This window comes from Oleiphilus sp. HI0117 (genome assembly GCF_001635235.1).
In genome coordinates this window covers 1-3,576 of the sequence record NZ_LWGA01000781.1, presented here as the reverse complement: position 1 = coordinate 3,576, position 3,576 = coordinate 1, and the positions used below count along the sequence as shown (strand labels likewise).

The following is a 3,576-nucleotide window of genomic DNA, read 5'->3' as shown; positions in this document are numbered from 1 at the left end:
CGTGGTATGAAAGACTTGATTCGTCGACTTCAGCCAGACAACCTTGAAGATATGATCGCACTGGTTGCACTATTTAGACCGGGGCCTTTGGAGTCAGGCATGGTTGATGACTTTATCAACCGTAAGCATGGGCGGGCAGAAGTAGCCTATCCTCATCCTGACTTTCAGCATGAGAGTCTGAAAGGCATTCTAGAACCGACTTACGGTGTTATTGTCTATCAGGAACAGGTTATGCAGATTGCACAGACCTTGGCAGGATATACGCTAGGTGGCGCGGATATGCTGCGTCGTGCAATGGGTAAGAAAAAACCGGAAGAAATGGCTAAGCAGCGCGATACCTTCCGTGAAGGTGCTGCGTCAATTGGTGTTGACCCAGACCTCGCCATGAAAATATTCGACTTGGTAGAAAAGTTTGCGGGCTATGGTTTTAACAAGTCTCACTCAGCGGCCTATGCGGTCGTTTCCTATCAAACATTGTGGCTAAAGACTCATTTTCCTTCAGAGTTTATGGCTGCGGTACTGACTGCCGATATGCAAAATACCGACAAGGTGGTGACCTTAGTCGAAGAGTGTCGTCAGATGAAAATCTCTTTGGTGCTGCCGAATGTCAATGTCAGTCAATATACCTTTACCGTTGATGACGATCTTCAGGTTGTCTACGGTTTGGGTGCCATTAAAGGCTTAGGGGAAGGGCCCGTTGAGAGTGTCTTGGAAGCCAGGGAAGAGGGCGGACCATTTAAAAGTCTGTTTGATTTTTGTGACCGGGTAGATTTGAAGAAGGTGAATAAGCGAGCTCTGGAAGCATTGATCCGAGCCGGTGCCATGGATTCGATTGGCCCGAGCCGCGCGAGGATGATGGAAAGTATTACCGAAGCAGTACAACGCGCTGACCAGAATGCCAGAAACCAAAATGCGGGTATGATGGATATGTTTGGCGAGGTTGTTCCTGACGAAGATGAGGATGTCTACGCAAGTTCAGAAGGTGTTCGTGAGTGGAGTGAAAAAGAGCGGCTAGGGCAGGAAAAAGACACCTTGGGCTTATACCTGACAGGTCACCCTTTTGATGAGTATGAAAAAGAGGTTAGGCGTTTTGCTCCGAACTCTATATTAAACCTTAAGTCCAGTCGTAATCGGACGACGGTAGTGGGTTTGATTGTTGAAATTCGGGTAATGAAGAATAAACGTGGCCAGACCATGTGCTTCGTTACTTTGGATGATCGTAGTGCACGAATTGAGGCGACACTATTTGCGGATACATTTGACGAGTGTCGCGAGGCTATTCAAAAGGATGAGGTGGTTGCTGTTTCTGGTGTAGTGAGTCTTGATGACTATTCCGGAATGCTGAAGATGCGAGTTAGCCAGGTACAAAGTATTGCTTCAGCGAGAATTAACTTTGCCAAGAATATCTCTATCAGTATTAGTCAGGCGCAGTGTGCTGACGGAATGCTAGAAAGCGTTAAGAGTAAGTTGGAACCTTATCGTTGTACTCAGCCAGTACCTGCTGCACCAGCAATGCTTGGTGAGGGGGCAATGGTGCGAGAAGAAGAGTCGCTTCAGCCAGCAGGTTGTAAGGTTGCCTTAAGCTACCAGCGACCTGATGTGAGTGCGGTTATCGAATTTGGTGATAGCTGGCGGGTTGAGCCTGCTGACGAATTGTTTCAAGAGTTAGAGTATTTGCTGGGTGAAGGGAAGGCGCAGCTCGTTTATTAGCCTCATATTTTTTTTATGTTGTGGCGGGATTTTCACTTATGCTGTCTGGTAAGGCGGCGAAAAAAAAGTAACAATAGCCCCCTCAAATCTAATGGAAGAGTCAGTTAGCCAGACTAAAGCGGTTTATTATGAATTTATACTACCTTGATTTTGAACAGCCCATTGCAGAGCTGGAAGAAAAAATAGAAGAACTTCGCTTGGTCGGCAGTGATCAGGAGCTCAATATTCAAGAAGTGATTGAGCGTCTTGAGCATGAATGCGAGATTCGTACAAAAGATATTTTTGCGAATCTTAATGCTTGGGATGTCGCGCGCTTGGCTAGACATCCAAAGCGTCCTTATACGCTTGATTACATTGAGCAGATTTTCACAGACTTTGATGAGTTGCATGGTGATAGAACTTATGCTGATGATCAGTCGATTGTAGGTGGTATTGCTCGGCTTGAAGGGCGTCCAGTAATGATTATTGGTCATCAGAAAGGGCGCGAAGTTAAAGAAAAGGTCAAGCGTAACTTTGGTATGCCCCGGCCAGAGGGTTACCGCAAGGCTTGTCGCCTTATGGAGCTAGCTGAACGTTTTTCCTTGCCTATTATCACCTTTATAGACACGCCAGGTGCCTACCCGGGAATTGGTGCTGAAGAGCGCGGCCAAAGCCAGGCGATAGCTCATAATCTAGCTGTCATGTCTCGGCTTAAAACGCCAATTATATCCACTGTTATTGGTGAAGGTGGTTCTGGTGGCGCGCTGGCTATTGGTGTCTGTGATCGTCTAAATATGCTTCAGTACTCAACTTATTCTGTTATTTCCCCTGAGGGTTGTGCCTCCATTCTGTGGAAAAGTGCTGAGTATGCAGCTGATGCGGCTGAAGCGATGGGGGTTAACGCTCAACGTCTGAAAGAATTAGGTCTGGTTGATGGCGTCATAGAGGAGCCTTTAGGCGGTGCACATAGAAATATGCCCGAGATGGCTACTCAATTGAAGGCTCAGCTTATTGCAGGGCTTGATGAACTTTCGGCTTTAGATACTGAAGAATTAATGGATCAGCGCTATCAACGTTTAACGGCCTACGTTAAAGAGTAAATAGTCAAATAGGGTGCTCTGTGAGTGAGATGAAGGTTTCCCCGGTGATCTTGCAGGCATTAAAAAGAGTGCCCGAGTCCAAACGCTATGTTGTTGCCTTGAGTGGTGGCTTGGACTCTATCGTGCTCTTGCATACTTTTCGTTTATTAAACCCCTCCTTAGCTTTATCAGCAATACATGTTCATCATGGGCTTAGTAAAAACGCAGACGACTGGGCTCGTCATTGTCAGCAGGTGTGCCAGGAGCTATCTATTCCTTGCTATGTAGAGCGTGTATCAGTTACTGCGAGTGGTGAAGGGCTAGAGGCCGCAGCCAGGAAGGCTCGTTACGAAGTTTTCGAGAGGCTGCTAAATGATGGTGATGTGTTGCTCCAGGGTCATCATCAAAACGATCAGGCTGAAACGGTGTTGATTAGGGCATTGCGCGGTAGTGGTGTTAAGGGCTTATCGGCTATTCCGCCTAGCAGGCTTATGTCTTGTGGAACTGTTATTTATCGCCCTTTGCTTGAGGTCTCGAGAAGGGCTTTAGAGTTAGAAGCGGAAGGTTTGGGTCTGAAGTGGGTCGAGGATGAAAGCAATAGTGATTCAGTCTTTGATAGAAACTTTCTGAGGAATGAAATTCTCCCTCTACTTGAACAGCGTTGGCCAAATTCTACCGAGGCTCTTGCGCAGGTTGCGTGTAAAGCAAGTGAAACGCAAAGCTTTATTGATGATTGGTGTGTAAAGCAATTTGATTCTGGCTTGTTGCTTGAGCGCGCTCAGGGTGAAAAAGTCATCGATATCTCAGT

General features: G+C 46.7%; 3 protein-coding genes. All 3 read left to right on the top strand.

Annotation, left to right across the window (positions count from 1 at the left end; translation table 11 throughout):
* A partial coding sequence (locus A3757_RS12675) for an exodeoxyribonuclease VII large subunit (protein ID WP_156506308.1) occupies positions 1–1,710 on the top strand: 1,710 nt, incomplete at its 5' end.
* Positions 1,711–1,838: 128 nt separating this feature from the next.
* On the top strand, positions 1,839–2,789 hold the full coding sequence (accA, locus tag A3757_RS12670) for an acetyl-CoA carboxylase carboxyl transferase subunit alpha (RefSeq protein ID WP_068511446.1): 951 nt from the start codon (positions 1,839–1,841) through the stop codon (positions 2,787–2,789).
* Positions 2,790–2,818: 29 nt separating this feature from the next.
* Positions 2,819–3,576, top strand: a 758-nt coding sequence (tilS, locus tag A3757_RS12665; protein ID WP_068739734.1) for a tRNA lysidine(34) synthetase TilS, incomplete at its 3' end; no start/stop codon positions are given.

Excerpts from the sequence above, each read along its gene's own strand:
- accA (WP_068511446.1), top strand. The coding sequence starts at position 1,839 with ATGAATTTATACTACCTTGATTTTGAACAGCCCATTGCAGAGCTGGAA.